Origin of the sequence: Sulfurimonas sp. (assembly GCF_026991475.1) — a bacterium.
Classification (GTDB): domain Bacteria; phylum Campylobacterota; class Campylobacteria; order Campylobacterales; family Sulfurimonadaceae; genus Sulfurimonas.
This window is the reverse complement of record NZ_JALXBK010000064.1, coordinates 1-19,602: the sequence shown is the minus strand read 5'-3', so window position 1 is coordinate 19,602 and position 19,602 is coordinate 1. Positions and strand designations below refer to the sequence as shown.

Below are 19,602 nucleotides of genomic sequence, written 5' to 3'. Positions count from 1 at the left end.
TCTCTATTGGTCAAAAATTTGGATTAGAGGTTATTGCAGAAGGTGTTGAAACAAAAGAGCAATATGAAAAATTAATCTCTATGGGATGTAAATATTTTCAAGGGTATCTATTTTTTAAACCAATGAGTGTTGAGCATCTATAAATTGAGTGCCTTATAAAACTTCATCATCGATGTTCACTCCTTCATTCTCTTTTGCAAACGCAGCAATAAAAAAATATTTTTTCCAGATGGCAGTTTTAATATCACTCTGCATTTTTTAAAGAGTTCAGCCACTCTTTAATTAAACCTTAAATTTATTTATTTCTTCATTTATTTCATGATTGACCTCTTTTAATTTTACAGAAACATCAATTAAATCTGCTGCAACTTTATTTGTTATCTCAGATTCTTTTGTTAAATTCATTGAACTATGCATAAAATCTCTCACATTTGCATTGATTTTCAATGTTTCTCTTGTCGCTGTTTCAGAAATTTTAATTGTATCATTGAGTTTATTCTTAGTCTCATTAGCTTTTTGGGCTAAATCATTAGTTGATTCTGATATTTCTTGAGATTTTAACGATGCTCTTTCTATTTCAATTTTTGCGTCATCCACTCCTTCTACTATCATTTTAATAAAATTGTCTATTTCACTTACACTTGTTTGTGTTCTTTCTGCCAATTTTCTTACTTCATCAGCAACTACAGCAAAACCTCTTCCGTGTTCTCCTGCACGGGCTGCTTCTATAGCAGCATTTAAAGCAAGAAGATTTGTCTGATCAGCTATATCTTTAATAATTGAAATAATCTCTTTTATTTGAGTTGTTTGGTCTGAAAGTGAGGTTACCTTACTAACTATTTCTGTTTTTGATTCTGAATCTGCATTAATAGCATCTACAACATCTTGCAAAGAGACAACTAAATTATTTAAAACCTGTTGTGTCTCTTTTACATCTTCAGAAGTAGTACGCACACTATTTTCTGATACATCTAAATCACCAGAAATATTGTCAATATATTTTTTAATATTGGCAATATCCTCATTTTGAGACTTTACACTCTCTGATGTCAGTTGAGCATCAGTTTCTATCTCTTTTGTAACATCTTGAGCAATAGAGGCGGAGTGTTTTAGATTGCTTACCATCTCTTCAAGTTTACCCATAAACTTATTGATATTTTTCGCAATATCACCTATTTCATCATTTGAGTTCATCTCTATTCTATGTGTCAAGTCTCCATTACTACTTGAAAGTTCTTTGATTTTTTCATTCAAATTATTGACTGGAAAAACAATATATTTTCTAATGACAAACAATATAACAATAACAAATATAACAGAGATTATAGCCATTATAAATGTGGTTGTTTCTATTACATTAACGATATGTTTTGTATTCTCATTAGCTTGTTTGAAAAGCATCTTCGATTTAAACATTAAACCTTCAGAAGATTTACGCATAGAGTGTTGATACTCTTTTTCTTTCGTATATATAGAGTGAAGTTGTACAATACCATTTTTATATGCGTTCAAAAAATTAGGTATTCCCGCGTCCTCTTCTAAGTTTCCAGGTGAATCTTCAATATGTTTTTTGAGTTTCGCAAGTAATGTTAAGATTGAACTGTAACGGCTTTGTTTTTTAAATAAAAGATATTGAACTTCCTTGATTTTTATCTGTGTTACATAGTCTATCAAAACTATTTGATCTTCAAGTGTCGATAGTCTCTCTTTTAAATTTCCTCTTGACTTTTTCAAATCTTTTAAAGCATCTTTTCTTAATTGTTTAGACGCTTCTCTTACTTTATTTATATTGAGACGATTTTGCTCTATGATTTTTTTTGATTGATTTACAAGTTTAGCATATTTGTCAAAACTCTCTTTAAAAAGCTCTAAATCTTTTGGCATACCTATATCTTCTTCTAATGTACCATCTGTATTCTCAATATGTGTATGAATCTTTTTGATCTCTTTCCTTGTTGCATCTTCATATACTTTTGTCTCTCTTAAAAGATACCCTCTTTCATGAATTTTCAACTTGAAAACATACTCTTTTAATACATCTTGATTATTCAATACTATTTTACTACTCTGAATATCCTTAAGACCATTTAGCACCACAATAAAGACCACTAAAAACAGTACCAATATTGAACCAAATGCAAAAGATAACTTTTTCATTAAACTCATTTTGACTCCTTTATAATTTGAAATGATGTACTCGCATCATATTGTATTTCTACTTGCAACACTAAAAACTATAAGAAACTAACATCCTCATGTTTTTATTGTTAAATTCTTGGCTTGCCGAATTCTCTTTATTATCATCCATTACATAGATAGCACTTATTGTAAAGTTATCATTAGGGGAGTACTCTAAACCTATATTTTGTTCTACGATATGCGCGCTATTCCCATTTGAATTGGCATCACCTATAAAGTCTCCGTAAGCATAAAGTAGGTTGATATGCTTGTATTCATATACTAAGCCGCCAACAACAGAGTGTGCATCTCTATCTTGAGTAATTTCATCGAGAATCATAGCATCCATGTCAGTAAAGAGCGCTCCATTACCGTATCCTCTAAAGCTATGTTTACCATTTTTCTTTAGTGACTGGTTATAAGCTATGTTCAGACCAAATCCATCAATAACTACTTCACTCATAGCACCGAAGATATCTGCTTCAACACCACTATTATCGAGTTCACTCTCTTTTAAGTATTGCAAACCGGCATGTATCTCGATATTGTCAGAAATTTCATAACTTCCTACAAAATCAGCATAAACTGCGTTATTTCCGTTCGTATCAACTCCATTTGCAATATCTGCTTCTGACGCATTTGAAATGTTATAGTACCATAGATTTGTTTGAATAGAATCATTACTATAGGTAAGACCAGCAAAGTTTACACCATCTTTTCCCATTTTTACCCAAGGTTTTTCTGCATCTAAGCCAGCATCATTCCCCTGCCATCTACTTAAATGACCACCTAAAAAGGAAAAATCATCCATCTCAAAAGAGAGCAGATACGCCTCAAATGTATTCATAACCATTCTAGTATCATCTCTATCTACTAGTGGAGTATCAACTATCTGACGCCCACCTCGAAGATTGAGATTTTTGTATCGATAATTAATATAGGCTTCACTTACTTCCGTATAGTGTCCAACAGAACTAGAGAGTTCTTCATTTCTTTTCCCCTCATCTATGCTACCACTTGCAAAATCTAAATCATAAGAGGTTATAAACGCAACACCTGCATTAAAGCCTGCATACTCAGCAAGTTCATATTTGAGCCAACCACCAAGAGCCGTAGCATATATATTTGTAGCGTTATCATTTTCATAGCTCGAATACATAGTACGTATATGACCGCTCGCTTTACCATCTCTAAACATATGCTTAAATTCACTTACAATGTCAACCTCTTTTTCCGGCTGTTTTGTAACACTTTCAATCGCTTCTCTAACTGATTTGTTTCTCTTTTCAGGTGCTGATGCATAGAGTGAATGGGCTAACAAACAACTTGTTAGTAAACTTATTTTTAAAACTACGAACCTATTTTTCATTGATTATTTCCAGAATCTAATTTTTTACTCAACTTATACATTAAGAAATATTTGCTAAAAGCTTACTATATTCCCCCCCCCTTGTCAAGAGTAAATCAATAATAAGTTGAATTAAAGTACACGCTCTTTAAGTGCCTTATAAAACTTCAGCATAAGTGGTTTTTTTACATATCCACTTAGACTCTCAAGCTCCACTTTTTTACCATTTTGGAAATCAAGACGCATAGATGTTGAGGAGTCATAAGGTACTTTTGCAGCCGTATCAAGTGCTTTTTGTACCTCATCATCTATGTTGATGCCCTCTTGCTCTTTTGCAAACGCAGCTATCTCTTCTAAAAGAGCTTTTGCTTCATCATAATGATGTTCATAAATGGCACCAATGTTTGTATCGTAGTAAGATGTGAGCGTTGCAAACGCAGCGATAAAAATATACTTCTTCCAAATGGCAGTTGTAATGTCACTCGGTGTTTTATAGCGAAGCTGGGCTTTTTCAAAGAGCGTAGCTACTTTTTGTACTGCATTTGCATTATCTCCACCAAAAACAGCCGCAAAAATCTTTCCTTTTTTACGAATAACGCCTGCTTTTTCTATATGAGAGAGAATGTAAACGCAGCCCTCGAGCACTACTGCGTTTGAAAGATTTTTGAGTCGCTGTGCATTATCCACACCATTAGAAAATGAGAGTAAAATAGAGTTTTCATCTATATTTTTAGCTATCTTTGCATAAGCATCATCTAAATCATAACTTTTTACACAAAAAAAGATCACATCAAAGTAACCCTCTGCTGCGTTTACATTCACTGCGTTTAGCGGCGTCTGCCACTGCGTTTCATCCTCTACAATTGTAATGCCATTTTTTTGTATCACTTCAAGATGCGCCCCTCTAGCAAATCCAACAACATCACAGCCACTTTTAGCAAACATTGCAGCCAAATAACCACCAACACCACCAAGTCCAACAACAGCTATTCTCATTTTCCATCCTTTTGTAGAATTATTATATAATACTATTACTAAAGGAGCAGTATGTCACGAATAAATAGTGAAAAATTTTACAAAAATGCCATCAAAAAGCATGGCATCTCGGCGCAAGGGGTCTGCTGGATAGACAGCGCACGCCAACAGTTGCGTTTTGATGTACTGCACTCCTTTTTACCAAAAGATCTCTCCTCCTTTTGCGTTGTAGATGCAGGGTGCGGGTTTGGTGACCTCTACCACTTCTTAAAAAACAACCAAAATCTTCCACAAAAATATATAGGCATAGATGCCGTAAGTGAAATGTGTTCTCTTGCAAAAGAACAAACACAACAGGAGATAATTCAGGCAAATATATTACGAGCAGAGCTTCCTAGTGCTGATTATTACATTTGTAGTGGTGCCATGAATATTTTAACACGCTTTGAGACGACGCTTTTTATTCGTCAATGTTTTGAAGCATCTAAAAAGGGTTTTATCTTTAATGTTTTATATGGAAACCGTGAGAGTGAAATATATAATTATCTCAACAAAAAAGCACTTGAAGATATTGCACAGGAGCTTGGTGTCAAGAAAATCAGCTTTAGAGATGACTACTTAGAGAATGACATCACTATGGGATTTTTCAAATAATGTGCGCCATTTTTGGCATACTTGGTGGCTACAATGAAGGCCGAGCAAAATCAGCTTTAGCCAAACTCTCGCATAGAGGACCAGACTATTGTGGCATTGTTCAACAACAAAATCTCTTCTTTGCACACCAAAGACTTAGCATTCAAGACAGCCACCACAGAAGCCACCAACCACTAAAATATGGAAAAATCCTTCTCTCTTTTAATGGAGAAATCTACAACTTCAAAGAGTTAAAACGCGAGCTTGATTTTGATTTTCAAACACAGAGCGATAGTGAAGTCATTATCGCTGCTTATTTACAATGGGGTGTTGATTTTGTAAAACATCTAAGAGGGATGTTTGCCATTGCCTTGCTCGATGGCGAAAAACTCTATCTATTTCGAGACCGTCTTGGCAAAAAACCACTCTTTTTTATGCAGACACAAGAACAGTTTATTTTTGCCTCAGAGATTAAAGCCCTTACTCCCTTTTTGAAAAAAAAGGAGATGAACAATGACGCACTTTTAAGTTACCTTTCTTTTTTAGCCCCCACACCGCCTCATACCTTCTACAAAGGTATTCAAAAACTTGCAGCAGGTGAATACCTTACATTTGAGCGTGGCAAAGCAGAAGTGAAACGATACTTTGACCTACTTGACACAAAACCATGTACCATCAAAAACAGAGATGAGGCCATAAACAAACTCGAAGCAGTTTTAGAAGAGTCTATGTTACTGCGTTTAGGAAGTGACGTTCCTATGGCTGCCCTGCTCTCAGGAGGCATTGATAGCGCTACCATCAACTACTATGCCAAAAAATATGGCAAAAATCTCCAAACTTACACCATAGGATATGAGGGTTTTAAAAAGTATGATGAGCGTCTAAACGCAGCACAAAGTGCCAAGAGTTTGGGAGTGCAGAACAAACAGATTATTATCAACCAAGAGCAGTTTATAAACACAACAGAGTCTGTTTTTGATACACTTGATGAGCCACTCAATGACCCTGCAGCAGTGCCACTTTATTTGCTTTTTGAGGCCATAAAAGAGGATGGCTATAAAGTTGTTATGAGTGGAGAGGGGAGTGATGAGCTTTTTCTAGGCTATCGTCAATACTTTGAGTACCTTGACATCGAACAAGCAGCATCACTAGCACATAAAAACTGGCTCAAAAAGTACTTCCGTGCAAACTTCTCTATGAATAGAGAGTGGGAGTGGTACAAGCGTGTCTTTGATGATACCCTGCTCTTTCGCACAAGCGGCGATAAATTCACCGACTTGCAAAAAAACGGACTCCTTAAACGCAATGTACGCGACAATGAAAGTCTTAAATATCTGCAAAATTATCGTGAACGATTTGAAAGATCCGCTCATACCGATCCATCTATCTGGTATAGTTACATTGACCTCAACATCTTTCAAGCAGAGCACTTTTTGACAAAACTCGACCGTGTCAGTATGGCTCATTCCATAGAGTCACGCACACCATTTTTAGACCATAAATTAGCCCAAACAGTTTTTAGTATTGACCCAAAACTACGCTACGAAGATGGCATCACAAAATCTCTTCTCAAACAGATCATGACTAACAAACTCCCTAACGAGACACTAACACGTAAGAAAAAAGGCTTTTCCAACCCCTATATGGAGTACCTTATCAACTCTGGAAATATCTCTCTCATACAAGAGGTAAACAAAGAGACAGGAATGTTTAAAAGTGATAAACTAGAAGAGTATATACAAACAGCCGCGCGAGGAAGTTTTAAGCAGCATGTTTGGGGACTTTATGTACTATCTTACTGGATAAAGAAAAACCTTTTATAAAGATGAAAAACATATGATAAAAAAAGTAAAAAAATATGCAACAACAAACACACTCGTTGTTTTAGGAATTATTTTAGGTGCTGCGTTTGGCATACTCTTTCCTGAACTCGCACTCAAACAAAAAGTGATAGGAGTAGCATTTGTTTACTTCTTAAAAATGCTTGTCGTTCCGCTTGTCTTTGCAAGTATTTATGTCGCTATTCTTGGGCTTGGCTCTATTGAGCATCTTAAACGCATGGGGCTTAAGACCATCGGGCTCTATGTGCTTACAACTGCACTTGCAGTTTTAGCTGCCATTGTTGCTATGAATATCTTTCACATCGGTGAGCATGTCAGTGCGCAGGGCTTAGAGTATGCAAAAGCAACCACTATCGCCCCTTTTTCACTTGAGAAGATGCTGCTGAGTTTCATTCCTACAAATATTTTCCATGCACTCAGCGAAGGCAAAATGATGCAGATCATTATCTTTGCCATTATGTTTGGGGTGGCTTCACTCTATCTCAAACCTGAGCAACAAACACCTCTCAAGAGCTTTTTCAACTCTGTAAGTGAAGCAATGCTTGTGATGGCGGAGTGGATTATTCGTCTTACACCTATTGGTGTTTTCTCACTCATCTCTTATGTCATTGCCGAGCAAGGTATAGAGGTGGTATTAGGGCTATACAAATACATTTTTGTTGTTGTAGGTGTCATTGTTTTTCACGGACTCGTTACGCTCCCTGCAGTGCTACGTCTCTTTACAAAAGTAAACCCATACAAATATCTCTCTGATGTTCGAGAAGCACCCATTATGGCATTTTCTACAGCTTCTTCTGCGGCAACGCTGCCTGTCTCTATGCGCGTTGTTGAAGAGATAGGCGGAGTTAATAAAAAGACCGCCTCGTTCGTGCTGCCTCTTGGAGCTACAGTCTCCATGGATGGAACGGCAGCCTATTTGAGTGTCGCGGTACTCTACATTGCTAATCTTGCAGGAGTGGCACTCAGCTTTGGTGACCAACTCCTCCTTGGCATTACTGTTGTTGCACTCAGCGTTGGTGTTGCTGCACTTCCAAGTGCTTCACTTGTTATGATGGTTGTCATTCTCAACCAGCTTGGACTTCCTGTAGAGTATATGGCACTCATCGTTGCAGTAGATAGAATTTTAGATATGTGCCGTACCTCACTCAATGTTACATCAGACCTTATAGTCACAAAAGTTGTGGATGAATTTGAAAAATGACGATAAAAATACCCATCTTAATGTAGTTTTAACATCATACATTGTAATATTTCTTATAAAATCAAATTATGCAGGATTCAATTATGAAAAAAGTACTTATACTGGGTGGTGGATTTGCAGGTGTCGAAGCTGCTATCTTTTTAAGAAAAGAGGGGTTTAGTGTTACACTTATCTCAAATCGTGACTATTTTTATATCTATCCAACATCTATCTGGATTCCAACTGGAGAGAGCAAATTTGAAGATATATGCGTTCCTCTTAAAGATTTGCAAAAAGCTCATGGTTTTGAACTTATCATAGATGAAGTAACTGCCATTAAATCAAAAGAGAACAAAGTCTACTGTACTAAAGAGACTTATGAATATGAATATCTTGTAGTAGCAATGGGTAGCGGTAAGATGAAACATCAAGGAAGTGAAAATTTCCTCTCTATCTGTGGTGTTCCTGAAGATTCTCTAAAAATTAAAGACAAAATTGATGCACTCATACAAAAAGGGAGTGGAAAAATAGCAATGGGATTTGGTGGTAATCCTAAAGATCCTTCAAATGTAAGAGGCGGACCAGCATTTGAGGTACTTTTTAATGTACATAATCAACTCAAAAAGCTAGGTATTCGTGATAATTTTGAACTCACTTTTTTTGCTCCAATGGCAGAACCAGGAGCAAGAATGGGGAAACAAGCACTTAAAATGATGGATGTTATGTTTAATAAACTTGATATTAAAAAACATTTTGGCAAAAAAATTACAAAATTTGAAGAAGATGGTATTGTATTTGAAGACGAGAGTAAACTTGAATCAGATTTTACAATGTTTATACCTGCAGGCAACGGTCATAATGTTTTTGCAAACAGTGACTTACCACTCAACGACTCAGGAATGATTCTCATTAATGATTACTGTGAAGTGCAACATAATTTTGATGAATCAAGTGAAACGCAAAAGGGAATATGTAAAGTTTTTGCAATTGGTGACAGTGTCGCTCTGCAGGGACCTGATTGGCGAGCAAAACAGGGACATGTTGCAGAGGTAATGGCAAGAAATGTAGCTTTTAATCTCAAACAGATGGTTCTTGGCTCTGATGCGAGAAAAGGTTATGAGGAGCATATTAATATTTTATGTGTCATGGATAGTGGCGATGGAGCAGCCTTTGTTTACAGAGATAATAAAGGTGGAAAGATGATTCCTATGCCATTCATAGGACATTGGCTCAAAAAAGGGTGGGGGTTCTACTGCCGTAACTCAAAACTTGGAAAAATTCCACGAATCCCTGGAATGTAATAAAAAAGGAGGCATTTACGCTTACGCCTCTTTTACCTCTTTAGCCTTGCGTTTAAGCTTCATTTTACGCTTTGCAAGCTCACGCATATCTTCAGTAGTATCACTTTCATCCATAATTTCCACACCTAAAATAGTCTCAACACAATCTTCAAGTGTAATAATTCCATCTGTTTGGTCATAATTATCTGTCACTAAAAACATATGCTCTTTTTTCGCTATAAAAAGATCAAGAGCCTTACTTACAGGAATGTTTTCATTGATGCTGAACATATCTTTCTTTATAGAGCCAAGCGTTACACTATCATCTTCTAATGCTTGTTTAAATATTTTTTTAGTGAGTACAATTCCAGTGATAGTCTCAAGCGACTCTTTGAAAATAGGAATACGAGAAAATTTAAAGATTGCAGGCTGCGTTTGAATAACATCTTTTATGCTCATACTCTCATCAAGTGCAAAAACGACACTTCTGGGTGTAAGCACTTCATTAACTTTAATATTGTCAAGATTTAAAATATTTTCAATAACATCAGACTCTTGTTCATCTATAACACCCTCATCTTCACTCATATACATACTCTCTAAAAATTCTTCTTTTGTAAGCGAGTGTGAGTCACTATTTCCTTTAGAAATTTTATTTGTTACAGCTAAGGTTGTAAGAATAATAGGATAAGTAATCCAGATAAAAACTCTAATAAAATATGCAGAGAGAGGGGCTAACTGTTTCCAGTAAATAGCACCTATAGTTTTTGGAATAATTTCAGAGATAAAAAGAATGGCAAAAGTAAGTACAACAGAGACATAAACAACTGCATCATTTCCAAAGATTTTTGAAGCCTGCGCACCAACTGCTGCTGCACCTAAAGTATTTGCAATAGTATTAAGAATAAGTACAGAAGCAATAGATTTATTTATGTTCTCTTTTTGATGTCTAAGAATTGCACCAACTGATGGTCTATCTTTTTCAAGCACTGCTACATAAGACATATTTATTGAAAGCAAGACAGACTCTAATACAGAACATAAAAATGATATGCCCACAGAGAGAACAAAAAATATTACGAGTAATTCCATTTACTACAATCCTTATAAAAGTATAACTTTAGCTAAGCCCAAAAAGCTAAAAAAGCCAACAACATCCGTAACAGTAGTTAATATTACTGTACTTCCAATTGCAGGGTCAATTTTTAACCATTTTAGTGCTAAAGGTATTACAGCACCAAAAAAGCCTGCCATAAAAAGATTTATAATCATACTCAGACCAATAACAACTCCAAGCATAGGAATCTTAAACCATAAGTAGGCAATAATACCTATTAAAATAGCAAATATAAAACCATTCATTAGTGAGATTGCAACCTCTTTTTTGATACTTCTAAAAGCATCACCTTTTGTAATCTCACCCAATGCTAACTGACGTACTATAACCGTCAGTGATTGTGTCCCTGCGTTTCCACCCATAGAAGCAACTATTGGCATAAGAACAGCAAGGGCTACCATAGAGTTAATAGTGCTCTCAAACATTCCAATAACAAGAGATGCAGCAATGGCAGTGACAAGGTTTATAGCGAGCCAATAAGCACGCTTTTTCCCTGCTTTTATAACATCTTCATCCTCTTCTGCTTCATCATCAACACCGGCAAGGTTATACATCTGTTCTGTTGCATGTTCATTAATAATGTCGTAAATATCATCAGAGGTAATACGCCCAAGTAGAACACCATGTTTGTTTATAACAGGAATAACAGAGAGATCATACTCTTTAAAGTAGTTTACAACCTCTTTAATATCTTCCGTATCTACTGCAATCTTAGAGTCAAAGGATTCATCACTTAAGACTTTGTTCTCTTTAATAGTTTTTGAAAAATCAAAAATAAGCAAATCATCTAAACCAATAGTATATAAAAGCTTATTGTGTTTATCAACGATAAAGAGATTTTGAACATTTTCTAGTTCATTTGCTTTTCTTAGTTTTGCAAATCTTTTAATGACATCTTGTACTATTTCATTTTCATTTGCGGTAAATACCTCAAGCTGCATATATGCACCAGCTTGATTTTCATCATATTTTTTCAGCTCTGAAATTTCATGTTTATCTTCAGCATCCAATGAGTGAAAGACCTCAGATGCCTTGTTTTCATCTACATCTTCGAGCTCTTGCATAAACTCCAGCTGGTCATCTGATTCTAGCTCACTCACAGCATGCGAGAGTTCATCAATACTGAGATTTTCTACGACATCATCAAAGTACCTATCTGGCAGAGCAAGCGCCACATCACCAACTAAATCATTTGGTACACGCTTAATTGCTTCACTAAAATCGTGGTCATTAAGGTTTTTAAGGAGTTTGGCGAGTTCTGCGGGGTGCATCTCGCTTTCATTGTGTTCTTTTATATATTTTTCAAAGTTATTCATCGTCGTAATTATACCCAATGAAATAGCAAAATCATATTAGATTTTGTTGGCTATTTCATCAGTTAAGTCTACATAAACCTTTGCATACATTCCTGGAAAAATCATGCTGCTTGTTTTTTCAAAATGGACACGAATTTTAAAAGTATGTGCCATTGGATTAGCACTCGGTACTATCGCTTTTATATAACCAGATGCTTTATAATCCAAAGAAGGAATGGTAATCTTTACAACCTTATTACGTCGAAGATATTTAAGGTCTGATTCTGCTACTTCAGCTTCTATTTCAAGATGATTCATATCAACGATGACCATAGTGAGCATCCCTGGTGCCACCATATCACCAACTTCAATGCGTTTATCTACAACAACACCATCATTTGGAGCTTTTACTTTTAAGTATCCGGCAATAGTAGCAAACTGTTTTGTTTTTTCACTCGCTTCGCTTACCAAAACTTTTGCAGCTTCTATGGAACCACTTATGTCATCTATGTTTTCATTCAAATCTTCCATATTTGCACGAAAATCCATAGCAGGCATCATTTTCTTTTTTTGTCTTAATCGTCTTTTATGTTTCTTAAAGACATTCACCCTTGTTTTATAGACATCCAACATCAAATTGGCCTGTTCAAGTGCCAAATTTGCTTGAGACTCCAAAATATCAAACTCTGCTGATTCAAGTTCAAAGAGAGTATCTTCACGCTTAACACTATCTCCAACCTCAAAATTTATTTTTTTTACATACCCCATATATCGTGCAGGTATCATCTTTTTATTGTTAGAAATAACTGTACCCGTCAGTATCAACTCATTTGCAAAGAGTGATGTAAACGCAAGAAAAATAAATAATATATATTTCATAAACATTACCAGCGACGAATTTCTCTATGGCATTTCATACACTGTCCCAAGATTTTTGTATAGGCTTGAACAGCCTGAGCAGAGTCTCCACTTTTAAATCTTTGCAAAATAGTAAGCGATTTTTGATTTATCTTTTTAACAATTTTATTTGTCATTTTAATCTTCCCATTCATATATCGTGCCATAGGATTTTTTTCTGTCTCCTCTTCAATGGGAGGCTTTACATTTTCAATCGTCTCTGAAAGCGTAGTAACACCAGCAGCTACTGTCTCATAATTATTATAGAAAAAACCACTTTCAATAGTATTCATAGCTGCCGCCATTGTACGCATATCTTTAATTCTGTCTGCTTTTGTATATTGCGCACCATATGCCAAACTTCCTAAAACCAATACCCCTAATATCACTTTCTTCATTCTATCCCCTTTGTGTATTTGAAACTATTATAGCACTAAAAAATATAAAAATATCAATTTTTTTAATAATTTACTATTAAAAATAATTATATGTGAAGTATCAAAACACTTTTATATAATATAAGTTTTTTTTATTCAATATTAAGTTTTTCTTTAGCTTCAACGAGATATAGTTGTTTTAAGGTTCAATCAAAAAGGGGAAATGATGACAAAAAAATTACTAGTAAGTGCGGTTGCGGCTATAGCATTGACAACAAGTTTATCAGCAGATTTTAGTTTTGGTGATATGTTTAAAGACATGAAAGATGGTGTAACTTCAATGAGTCATGATGCAAAAGATTCTTTTAAATCTGGTGTAGATGGTGGTGTAGAAGTTTCAAAAAGTGGGGAGAGAACAGTTACAAATGTCAGTCACGATGCAAAAGATACAGCCCTCAAAGCAAGTGATGACTTAAAAACTAGTGAAGTAGCTACTGTTAAGAGTGGTTCTGACACTACTACAGGAGTAAGTAGAGATTTACGAGATTCTACTGTTGAAGTTTCAGAAGACTCAAAAGACACTATGTCAAATACGACAAGAGACTTTAAAGACAGTTCTACTATGGCTACGAAAGATTTCAAAGACTCTGCAGTATCAGTTTCTCATGATGTAAATGATGCAGCCAAAACTACATCTAACAATATGAACGACTCTACAAAAACTGTTTCAAATGATTTAAGAGATTCATCAAATACAGCAACGAAAAATGCAAATGATTCTACAAAGACTATTTCAAATGACTTAAGAGACTCATCAAATACAGCAACAAATAATGCGAATGACTCTACAAAATCTATATCAAAAAATATTTCAGATGATGATTATAAAGAGTACCTCAAATTAAAAGCAAAATATGAGGGGAAAAAACTTTAATTTTTTCATTAAAAAAAGTAGGTCTTTTACGACCTCTTTTTAAAACTTATAAATAAAAGATGTTGCTTGAGAGAAGTCAACCTTCTTAACACCTTGTGCAGGTTTTGCGTCTTTATTATAATTTATAAGAAAACTAATATATAACTTCTCATAAACCAATATTTTTAATTCAAGAGCATTTGAAATAATATAATCATTAATATCTCCAACTTTTGGCTGATAATACGCCACATATGAGAGCTGCGAATCTTTAGCAAACTCTTTTTTATACGCAAGGTAAAAATTTCCTCTTATATTATTCTCTTTTGGATCCACAGTTGTGGTGTAACTCAAGTATTCATAAAAACCACCAAGACCAAAATATAAATTACCATAACGCTCTTTATCAAGATGAACGCGTAAGCCTCCACCTGTTAAAAATCTTTCATCTACATTAGTAAACTCATTACTTTGAGACTGAACAAAAGCTTCCCAATCAAGATTTTGTTCTAGTTTATGGATATAACGCAGATGTGTAAATGTTGAATTTGTATTTTTTACTCCACTTGCTTCACCATAACTAAAATTAAACTCACCCCACATTAAATAAGATTGATTATTGTCATAAGAGAGTTTTATCCCCGCTGTATAGTTGTCTGAATTAGTATTTCCTCTTTTTGTATTTAAAGAACCATTTAAAGCACCGCTATAACCTGGATTATCCCCTATTTCTACTGGAGAAATAGATACTAACGCAAAGAGATTTATAACACTTAGCATTAAAATAATTAGATATTTCATTTTTACTCATTTTTTTTTGAAATAATACCATTTTATGCTTTTATTATTATCTATTTTTAATCAAGGAGCAACTTCTTGGAGATCTATTTCATCTGCACTTTTACCCTCTCCCTCTTTACACTCCATATCTTTGTCCCCAGGGCAAATAGCCACTGTTTTTGCCATAAGAACAGGTACATAAAAAAGAGAAACAAGTGTAGAAGCCACACTTCCAAAAATAAGTGCAATTCCTAAACCTCCAAAAATAGGATCTGTAGCCAAAAGCAGTGAGCCCAATATAATGGCAACCGCGGTTAATAAAATTGGTTTCGCTCTTGTTGCAGTAGCTGTTGCAATTGCATCATATTTTTCTACGCCTGATTCTATTAAGGCTTTTGTAAAATCAATTAACAAAAGAGAACTTCTTGCACTAATGCCCATTAAAGAGATAAATCCGATAAGAGATGTCGCTGTGAGATAAAAATTCATTCCAGAAATTACTTGAAAAATAATGTCCGTAATGAAATGTCCCATAATTACCCCAATAATAGATAAAAAACTTGCTACTAAAACTATGCCACTCAGCGCAAATGATTTATAATATACCACCATTAGTAAGAACATTAAGACGAGTGCGGCAATAAATGCACCTCCTAAATCACGGAAGGTATCAAGAGAAACTTTCATCTCACCATCCCATCGTGCAAGTATTTTTTCTCCCGTCTTTTTATCTACTAAAGCTAAATCAAACATATAGGTACTAAAACCAGTAAGTCTTGTAATATTAAAATCATGTGAGAGTTTTTTTATCATTAACTCACGCGCATCTAGTAAAGGATAGACCTGCGAAACTAAATCACATTCTGCTGTAACAGAAGCAACATAGTGCATATTTTTTTTATAAATTGTAGGTTCAGAGAGCGTTGGAACTATGCTTACAACCTCTTTAATGGGAATCATCACTCCCATTTTATTTAAGAGTTTCAATCTTGAGAGTTTTAACTCCAAATCCTCTTTTGTTGCATTCTCCAAGGTTCGTGTTTTTCTATTTAAAGAGACAAAAATAGGAATCTGTCCCTGCTGCTGTGTCGAATTTTTCGTTGCAACAACATTTCCTTTAAAAGCGAGAAAAAGTATGTTGCTTACCTGTGCAACAGAGAGATGTGAGTTAATAATTTTTTCAACATTTGGCAAAATTTCATAACGTATAAAAATATCATCTTCCATAATATCTACATCCACAAGACCTTTTGTCTGCTTAAACGCAGCGGCAACAACATGTGATGTTTTACGCAGTAAATCTGTATCTTTTCCAAAGAGATTAACCTGAACTGTTGCAAATGTAGGAGGACCTGAGGGCATTTCTACAAACTTAATACTCGTACCTTTGTAAATTTTTTCACATCTCTGTTGCACTATAGGTCTCAGTCTATGAACCATCATAAATGAGGGTTCATCTCTTTCATTTTTATCTGTAAGATTAATAACCATCTCTGCCTGATTTTTCAAAGACTTAAATTCACTCCCCTTTACAAGCCCTGCATAATCAAGAGGAGCACCCTGCCCCACAAACATCTCCATATTTTTAATATTTTCCTCTTTTTTAAGTATATCGCTTACACAGTTTAAGACATTTTTCGTCTCTGCTACCGTCGAATTTGTTGCGGTGTCAACATATATGCTAAAGGTATTTGCACTTTTACCAGGTAACATTTTCGCCAATACTAATTTAGTTGGAATCATACCCACTGCTACAATAAGTGAGAACAGTACAATAAAACCAACCATTCGCTGCTTGCGTTTAGAACTTATTATTTTATAGATTAAATCTTTCATACTAATGATGTCCTTTTACACGCTTAATAAATTTTTTGGCTAAATATGGTGCAAAAACATATGCTACAAAAAGCGAAATAGCTAATGCTACAGGGACATTGAGAGGAATTGGCAACATAAACTGTCCCATCATGCCTCCTACAAATGCCATTGGTATCATTGTAAGCATAATGGCAATCGTTGCAATATTTGTTGAAGGTCCTATCTCATCTGTAGCTTCAATAATAATCTGGTCAAAATCCTGATCTTGTGTCTCTTTGAGGTGCATTCGCCTATGAATATTTTCAATCACAATAATCGCATCATCAACAATAAGTCCTAATGAGAGCAAAAAGGCAAAAAGTGTAATTCTATTTATGGTCTGATCACTCATAAATGCAACAAATAGAGTAGCCGCTAGTATCATAGGAACAGCAATTGTTACAACTAAAGACTCCCTCCAGCCAAGAGCCGGAATAAGTATGAGTGATATAATAGCAATGGTCAGTACAAGATGATGCACAAGTTCATTTACTGCCTCATTTGCCCTGTGACCATAGTTTCTCGTGATTATATATCCTAATCCAATTTTATCAAGTTTCGTGTCATACTCGTTGAGCATATCAAGTGCTTTTTCTGCCAAAGTTACGGCATTACTCCCTTTGAGTTTTGATATCGTCAGTGTCACTTGGTCTTTTGTCTTGCTAAAAGGTTCACCATCAGCCTTATATGAAATTAAGGCCTCTTTATAGTTTTGTATATCATAGTAATACTCCACCTTTGCTATATTTCTTAAATAAATTAAAGATCCTCGGTATTTTGCAACAACTAATGCCTGTAAATCCTCTATAGAATTAATGGCATTTTTAACCCCAAACACAATAAGTTTACCCTCTTTACTTGGTAGGTCAATCTCGGGAGAATTTTTCGCGATTGCTTGAATGGAGTGCACAACCTGTCCTATAGAGATATGATATGCTGAGAGTTTATCTAAATCAAAAAGAACATTGAACTGTGGTCGTTTAGCACCTTTTAGTGTTGTTTTTGATATATTTTGAATTGCATTAATATCTTGTTGTATCTCTTTTATCTGCTTATAGAGTTTTATATGGTCTATTCCTAACTCTTTTTTCTTATAAAAAGCTACTGTAACTATGGGTACATCAATATCGATGTCAAAAGGCTTCACAATAGGGTTCATTGCACCCCCGGGCAGTGAATCCATATTTTGCATAACTTTATCATAAAGTTTTAAGTTTGAGCTCTCTCTATCTTCACCTATTTTGTACTGAATATTGAGCATTCCAACATTATGCATAGCCGTAGAATAAACATCTTTCACACCTTTAATCTCGCTAATTCTACGCTCTAAAGGTTTAAGGACTGCATTATCGATCTCATCTGGTGATGCCCCTGGCATTGGAACAATTATTGAACCACCACTGACAGCAATTTGAGGGTCTTCCTCCCTTGGCATAACTTCAAGCGATACATACCCTAAAACTAATATAGCAATAGCCAAAACTGGTGTTAAAGGATTTTTCAAAAATGCCCTTGAAAGATAGCCAGCAATATTCTTTATTTTCACGTCTTTCATTTTGAATTTCCTTAAAACTATATAAGTTTATTTTATATCAATATCTATAAATTTACATATAATTCTTTTTTTTATCTCTATATATCTATAATTATTTACTATAATACACAAATAGCTGTAAAATAATAAATATTAATATAGTTATAACTTACTTATAGTGATAAAATTGCTATGCTTAGTAATACACTACCTAACTCAAAGGAGAGAAATATGAAAAAAATAGTTTTTATTTCACTTATACTTAGTTCTATATTTATGACATTAAATGCCAAAAATATTGATGCGTCTATGCTGGTTAAAAAAGAGAGCCTTATTTATGAGAAAAATACTAGTGAACCTTTTACCGGAAATGCCTATTATTTTTTTAAAAATGGAAAAACAAAAAAAATTGTCCCCTATTATCAAGGAGAGATTGATGGACGTCTCTCAGCTTGGAGAGAAGATAGAAGTATCAAAACTGTTGCATATTTCAGAAAAGGAAAGCAGGATGGTGAATACATTGCAAAATATTCAAATGGGAAAAAAGCTATTGTAGCTTATTTTCGAGATGGTAAGCAGGATGGAGAGGTCATCACTTGGTACAAAAATGGAAGAAAAAAATCATCTGCCTACTATAAAAATAACATTCAAAATGGAGAGGCAAAAACATGGTATGAAAATGGAAATTTAAAAACTGTTAGCTACTACAAAAATGGCAAAAAAGATGGCATCTATAAAATGTGGAACAAAAATGGTAAACTTTTCAAAAAAGAGCTTTACGCAGAAGGTATAGCACTTAAATAGATGCTCTTATTTTAAAAAAACCAGATAACCTTTATCTGTTTTTTTGATACTATATTTGTAAAAGCCATCAAGCTCTATTACAACTCTGTAGTATCCACTATGTGTTCCTACATTTATTTGTTTAAATACATTTGCATGCTTCGCTTTTTTAACAAAGCTTCTTAAATTAATATCTCTCTTAAAATCACAAACTATACGATGTGGTTTTACAAGCAAAAATAAGCGCAAGAGTCTGTCTTTAGTATCTATTTGCATCTCTTTACCCTTTGTATAAAAAGATATAAAAGGCAGAGCTGCAAATTTTATATATTTTACCTCTTTTTGAGCAGTTGTAGCTAGATTATAATTCTGTGAAATAAAAATTGGTAAATGCCAATCAACACTATTTTGCAATGTAACACTCTTCTCTGCAATGGAACCATCCATATTTTTATATCGCACAACAACACTCTCTATCTCTCTTGCGGAAGATGGTAAAGTAAGTGTAGCACGTTTTAACATTGGAGGTTTTTGCATCTGCTCAGTTGTAAGCGGAATATCTAATGCAGAATTGATTGGAAAAAAAGGATTTTCACGAGCAAAAAGAGTAAGTG

Annotated in this window: 18 protein-coding genes; 7 read left to right on the top strand and 11 right to left on the bottom strand. The window is 34.6% G+C overall.

Annotated features, from left to right (window positions below; genetic code table 11):
* The first annotated feature begins 5 nt into the window (after positions 1-5).
* Positions 6-143 (top strand): EAL domain-containing protein, encoded by a 138-nt coding sequence (locus MV589_RS05300; protein ID WP_297432777.1) that lies wholly within the window; start codon positions 6-8, stop codon positions 141-143.
* Positions 144-282: 139 nt separating this feature from the next.
* Here the strand turns inward: MV589_RS05300 and MV589_RS05295 are convergent, their stop codons facing one another.
* The 3 genes from MV589_RS05295 to MV589_RS05285 all read right to left on the bottom strand — a co-directional run bounded on the left by MV589_RS05295 (position 283) and on the right by MV589_RS05285 (position 4,522).
* The gene (locus MV589_RS05295; protein ID WP_297432774.1) at positions 283-2,166 is read right to left on the bottom strand and encodes a methyl-accepting chemotaxis protein; all 1,884 of its coding nucleotides are present in this window, start codon (positions 2,164-2,166) and stop codon (positions 283-285) included.
* A 61-nt stretch (positions 2,167-2,227) separates the two neighbouring features.
* A complete protein-coding gene (locus MV589_RS05290) occupies positions 2,228-3,547 on the bottom strand; it encodes an OprD family outer membrane porin (protein ID WP_297432772.1) in 1,320 nt (439 codons plus the stop codon).
* Positions 3,548-3,658: 111 nt separating this feature from the next.
* Positions 3,659-4,522, bottom strand: a complete 864-nt coding sequence (locus MV589_RS05285) for a ketopantoate reductase family protein (protein ID WP_297432769.1) — start codon at positions 4,520-4,522, stop codon at positions 3,659-3,661.
* A gap of 51 nt (positions 4,523-4,573) precedes the next feature.
* Between MV589_RS05285 and MV589_RS05280 the strand changes: the two genes are divergently transcribed.
* The 4 genes from MV589_RS05280 to MV589_RS05265 all read left to right on the top strand — a co-directional run bounded on the left by MV589_RS05280 (position 4,574) and on the right by MV589_RS05265 (position 9,456).
* Positions 4,574-5,155: a class I SAM-dependent methyltransferase gene (locus MV589_RS05280; protein WP_297432767.1), complete on the top strand. Its 582-nt coding sequence runs from the start codon at positions 4,574-4,576 to the stop codon at positions 5,153-5,155.
* A complete protein-coding gene (asnB, locus tag MV589_RS05275) occupies positions 5,155-6,957 on the top strand; it encodes an asparagine synthase (glutamine-hydrolyzing) (protein ID WP_297432765.1) in 1,803 nt (600 codons plus the stop codon). Before MV589_RS05280 ends, asnB begins: the two co-directional genes overlap by 1 nt.
* A 13-nt stretch (positions 6,958-6,970) precedes the next feature.
* Positions 6,971-8,176 carry a dicarboxylate/amino acid:cation symporter gene (locus MV589_RS05270; RefSeq protein WP_297432763.1) on the top strand — a complete coding sequence of 402 codons (1,206 nt, stop codon included), beginning with the start codon at positions 6,971-6,973 and terminating at the stop codon, positions 8,174-8,176.
* Between the two features lie 83 nt (positions 8,177-8,259).
* Positions 8,260-9,456, top strand: a complete 1,197-nt coding sequence (locus MV589_RS05265; RefSeq protein WP_297432761.1) for an NAD(P)/FAD-dependent oxidoreductase — start codon at positions 8,260-8,262, stop codon at positions 9,454-9,456.
* A 21-nt stretch (positions 9,457-9,477) separates the two neighbouring features.
* Here the strand turns inward: MV589_RS05265 and MV589_RS05260 are convergent, their stop codons facing one another.
* From MV589_RS05260 to MV589_RS05245, 4 genes are read right to left on the bottom strand one after another with little or no spacing between them, the layout of a single operon-like run.
* Positions 9,478-10,527, bottom strand: a complete 1,050-nt coding sequence (locus MV589_RS05260) for a CNNM domain-containing protein (protein WP_297432759.1) — start codon at positions 10,525-10,527, stop codon at positions 9,478-9,480.
* Between the two features lie 12 nt (positions 10,528-10,539).
* Positions 10,540-11,868 carry a magnesium transporter gene (gene mgtE, locus MV589_RS05255; RefSeq protein ID WP_297432757.1) on the bottom strand — a complete coding sequence of 443 codons (1,329 nt, stop codon included), beginning with the start codon at positions 11,866-11,868 and terminating at the stop codon, positions 10,540-10,542.
* Between the two features lie 36 nt (positions 11,869-11,904).
* The gene (locus tag MV589_RS05250; RefSeq protein ID WP_297432755.1) at positions 11,905-12,726 is read right to left on the bottom strand and encodes an efflux RND transporter periplasmic adaptor subunit; all 822 of its coding nucleotides are present in this window, start codon (positions 12,724-12,726) and stop codon (positions 11,905-11,907) included.
* A gap of 5 nt (positions 12,727-12,731) precedes the next feature.
* Entirely contained in the window at positions 12,732-13,142 is a 411-nt protein-coding gene (locus MV589_RS05245) for a cytochrome C (RefSeq protein ID WP_297432753.1), read from the bottom strand.
* A 205-nt stretch (positions 13,143-13,347) separates the two neighbouring features.
* Here MV589_RS05245 and MV589_RS05240 point away from each other — a divergent pair, with 205 nt between their 5' ends.
* Positions 13,348-14,055 (top strand): hypothetical protein, encoded by a 708-nt coding sequence (locus MV589_RS05240; protein WP_297432751.1) that lies wholly within the window; start codon positions 13,348-13,350, stop codon positions 14,053-14,055.
* 39 nt (positions 14,056-14,094) lie between these two features.
* On the opposite strand, the gene MV589_RS05235 is transcribed toward MV589_RS05240, so the two are convergent.
* From MV589_RS05235 to MV589_RS05225, 3 genes are read right to left on the bottom strand one after another with little or no spacing between them, the layout of a single operon-like run.
* Entirely contained in the window at positions 14,095-14,835 is a 741-nt protein-coding gene (locus MV589_RS05235) for a DUF481 domain-containing protein (protein ID WP_297432749.1), read from the bottom strand.
* A 60-nt stretch (positions 14,836-14,895) separates the two neighbouring features.
* On the bottom strand, positions 14,896-16,650 hold the full coding sequence (locus tag MV589_RS05230) for an efflux RND transporter permease subunit (RefSeq protein ID WP_297432747.1): 1,755 nt from the start codon (positions 16,648-16,650) through the stop codon (positions 14,896-14,898).
* Position 16,651: 1 nt separating this feature from the next.
* On the bottom strand, positions 16,652-18,226 hold the full coding sequence (locus MV589_RS05225; RefSeq protein WP_297432744.1) for an efflux RND transporter permease subunit: 1,575 nt from the start codon (positions 18,224-18,226) through the stop codon (positions 16,652-16,654).
* Positions 18,227-18,436: 210 nt separating this feature from the next.
* Here MV589_RS05225 and MV589_RS05220 point away from each other — a divergent pair, with 210 nt between their 5' ends.
* Positions 18,437-19,009, top strand: coding sequence for a toxin-antitoxin system YwqK family antitoxin (locus MV589_RS05220; protein WP_297432742.1), 573 nt, complete (start codon positions 18,437-18,439; stop codon positions 19,007-19,009).
* A gap of 6 nt (positions 19,010-19,015) precedes the next feature.
* Here MV589_RS05220 and MV589_RS05215 read toward each other — a convergent pair.
* Positions 19,016-19,602: AMIN domain-containing protein (locus tag MV589_RS05215; protein WP_297432740.1), on the bottom strand; the 587-nt coding region annotated here is incomplete at its 5' end.

Coding starts and splice junctions, on each gene's coding strand:
- MV589_RS05295 (WP_297432774.1), bottom strand. CDS start 2,166: ATGAGTTTAATGAAAAAGTTATCTTTTGCATTTGGTTCAATATTGGTA.
- MV589_RS05290 (WP_297432772.1), bottom strand. CDS start 3,547: ATGAAAAATAGGTTCGTAGTTTTAAAAATAAGTTTACTAACAAGTTGT.
- MV589_RS05285 (WP_297432769.1), bottom strand. CDS start 4,522: ATGAGAATAGCTGTTGTTGGACTTGGTGGTGTTGGTGGTTATTTGGCT.
- MV589_RS05280 (WP_297432767.1), top strand. CDS start 4,574: ATGTCACGAATAAATAGTGAAAAATTTTACAAAAATGCCATCAAAAAG.
- asnB (WP_297432765.1), top strand. CDS start 5,155: ATGTGCGCCATTTTTGGCATACTTGGTGGCTACAATGAAGGCCGAGCA.
- MV589_RS05270 (WP_297432763.1), top strand. CDS start 6,971: ATGATAAAAAAAGTAAAAAAATATGCAACAACAAACACACTCGTTGTT.
- MV589_RS05265 (WP_297432761.1), top strand. CDS start 8,260: ATGAAAAAAGTACTTATACTGGGTGGTGGATTTGCAGGTGTCGAAGCT.
- MV589_RS05260 (WP_297432759.1), bottom strand. CDS start 10,527: ATGGAATTACTCGTAATATTTTTTGTTCTCTCTGTGGGCATATCATTT.
- mgtE (WP_297432757.1), bottom strand. CDS start 11,868: ATGAATAACTTTGAAAAATATATAAAAGAACACAATGAAAGCGAGATG.
- MV589_RS05250 (WP_297432755.1), bottom strand. CDS start 12,726: ATGAAATATATATTATTTATTTTTCTTGCGTTTACATCACTCTTTGCA.
- MV589_RS05245 (WP_297432753.1), bottom strand. CDS start 13,142: ATGAAGAAAGTGATATTAGGGGTATTGGTTTTAGGAAGTTTGGCATAT.
- MV589_RS05240 (WP_297432751.1), top strand. CDS start 13,348: ATGACAAAAAAATTACTAGTAAGTGCGGTTGCGGCTATAGCATTGACA.
- MV589_RS05235 (WP_297432749.1), bottom strand. CDS start 14,835: ATGAAATATCTAATTATTTTAATGCTAAGTGTTATAAATCTCTTTGCG.
- MV589_RS05230 (WP_297432747.1), bottom strand. CDS start 16,650: ATGAAAGATTTAATCTATAAAATAATAAGTTCTAAACGCAAGCAGCGA.
- MV589_RS05225 (WP_297432744.1), bottom strand. CDS start 18,226: ATGAAAGACGTGAAAATAAAGAATATTGCTGGCTATCTTTCAAGGGCA.
- MV589_RS05220 (WP_297432742.1), top strand. CDS start 18,437: ATGAAAAAAATAGTTTTTATTTCACTTATACTTAGTTCTATATTTATG.